This window comes from Neobacillus sedimentimangrovi, assembly GCF_010614825.1.
GTDB classification, from domain to species: Bacteria; Bacillota; Bacilli; order Bacillales; family Cytobacillaceae; genus Neobacillus; species Neobacillus thermocopriae.
Genome location: NZ_JAAFZF010000090.1, coordinates 1,797 through 3,559, shown reverse-complemented (window position 1 = coordinate 3,559; position 1,763 = coordinate 1,797). Strand labels below are relative to the sequence as shown.

The window sequence follows — 1,763 nt, the reverse complement described above, 5'->3', positions numbered from 1 at the left end:
GAACCGACTTTCAGCACCCCCTCATGCGAGGGGATGAATTATCCGGTATTAGCTCCGGTTTCCCGAAGTTATCCCAGTCTTACAGGCAGGTTGCCCACGTGTTACTCACCCGTCCGCCGCTAACCAACAGAAGCAAGCTTCTATTGGTCCGCTCGACTTGCATGTATTAGGCACGCCGCCAGCGTTCGTCCTGAGCCAGGATCAAACTCTCCAAAAAAGTTGATTAGCTCATAAAATTAACGTTGGCTTCGTTTCGATAGAAACGAATGTTATGGTTTGTTGACGTTTTGGTTGTTTAGTTTTCAAAGAACAATCTTTTCGCTATCAAAAGCGACTTTTTAAATATATCATCAACTGACTTTCTTGTCAACTCTTTTTTTAAAGTTGTTAATACGTCAGCAGCGACGTTTATTACTATACCAAGGTCGGATTGGAAAGTCAACCTTTTAATTAAAAAAACTAAAAAAAATTCTAGTTACGGTTTAGCCTTTTTTTCCCCCTCTTGCCTTTTCTCATATATTTTAAACATTCATGCGGGCTAGCAACCCTCCTAAATAAATTAAATAAAATCTTATATCTTTCTTCCATTGCTCTTTTTACAAGTTGATCAATTCGTTCATCTCTTAAATCAAACAAAATTTCATCCATTTCTCGTTTAATAAGGTACTCCATTTCTTTAGCCTCTTGGTCGTTAATTAGAAATCCAAGCATAAGTAACCTCCAACAAAATATATGTTAATGTAGTTTTTTCCAATTTGTGAAATTTTATAATTCAAATCATTCATCATAATTTTTTTAAGCCAAGCATATGTTTGAGACAGGAATGTATGGACGAGGTGGGATCAATGAAATTCTTTTATGTTGTAAATGGGAAGGCATTAAAAAGTATTACATTAATTTTAATTGCAGCCTTTTTTACAGCTTGGTTCCTCTTTATTGAAAACATTGCACAAATACCTGTTTTTTCAACAAAGGAAGGACCAAAAGCAGTTTATCGAGGTGAAAAAGACCTGGCACTAACATTTAATATCGGATGGGGTGATGAAAAGGCTGAACCGATTTTAGATACTTTAAAAAAAGAAAATGTAAAATCCGCTACATTCTTTCTCTCGGGTTCTTGGGCTGAGAGACATCCAGATATTGTTGAGCGCATTGTTAAAGATGGATATGAGATTGGCCTTCTAGGATATAACTATGAAGACTATTCTGAGTTAGAAGATAATAAAATTAGGAAGGATATTTTACAAGCTCAAGAAGCATTTAGAAAATTGAATGTAAAAAATATTAAGCTATTGCGTGCACCTACCGGCCATTTCGACGAAAGAACATTAAAAATTGCCAACCAATATGGATTTACAGTAGTACACTGGCGTATAGATTCAAAAGATTGGCAAAATCCAGGAGTAAAAACAATTGTAGAAAATGTTAGCAAAGCGGAAAAAGGAGATATTGTTCTGCTTCATGCATCAGACTCGGCCAAACAAACAGCAGAAGCATTGCCTCAAATTATTGATAACATTCAACAAAAAGGATTGAAACTTGTAACCGTTTCTGAACTCATTGCAAACAGTGAAGTAAAAACGAAAGAAATAAATTAGAAAAGCGGAGGCGCCCTGGTCAGCGTCGTATGACGTGGAGGTTCTCCGAATGAGATAAAGGAAACACGATGAGCTTCAACTACTATCTGTACGTAGAGAGCAAAGTCTCTCACAACTTGACTGTGCAAGACGATTTTCAAAGCTGATAAAATCGTTTTTTCTTAT

Annotated in this window: 2 protein-coding genes and 1 rRNA gene; 1 reads left to right on the top strand and 2 read right to left on the bottom strand. The window is 36.2% G+C overall.

Annotated features, from left to right (window positions below; genetic code table 11):
- Positions 1-217: ribosomal RNA gene (locus GZA11_RS16150) — 16S ribosomal RNA — on the bottom strand; the annotation flags it as partial.
- Positions 218-471: 254 nt separating this feature from the next.
- Complete coding sequence (locus GZA11_RS16145; protein WP_163184393.1) at positions 472-711, bottom strand: hypothetical protein; 240 nt, start codon at positions 709-711, stop codon at positions 472-474.
- A 134-nt stretch (positions 712-845) separates the two neighbouring features.
- Between GZA11_RS16145 and pdaB the strand changes: the two genes are divergently transcribed.
- The gene (pdaB, locus tag GZA11_RS16140) at positions 846-1,598 is read left to right on the top strand and encodes a polysaccharide deacetylase family sporulation protein PdaB (RefSeq protein WP_163184392.1); all 753 of its coding nucleotides are present in this window, start codon (positions 846-848) and stop codon (positions 1,596-1,598) included.
- Positions 1,599-1,763: the final 165 nt, after the last annotated feature.

What these genes read in the sequence shown, in the direction of transcription:
- GZA11_RS16145 (WP_163184393.1), bottom strand. Translation starts at nt 711, where the DNA reads ATGCTTGGATTTCTAATTAACGACCAAGAGGCTAAAGAAATGGAGTAC.
- pdaB (WP_163184392.1), top strand. Translation starts at nt 846, where the DNA reads ATGAAATTCTTTTATGTTGTAAATGGGAAGGCATTAAAAAGTATTACA.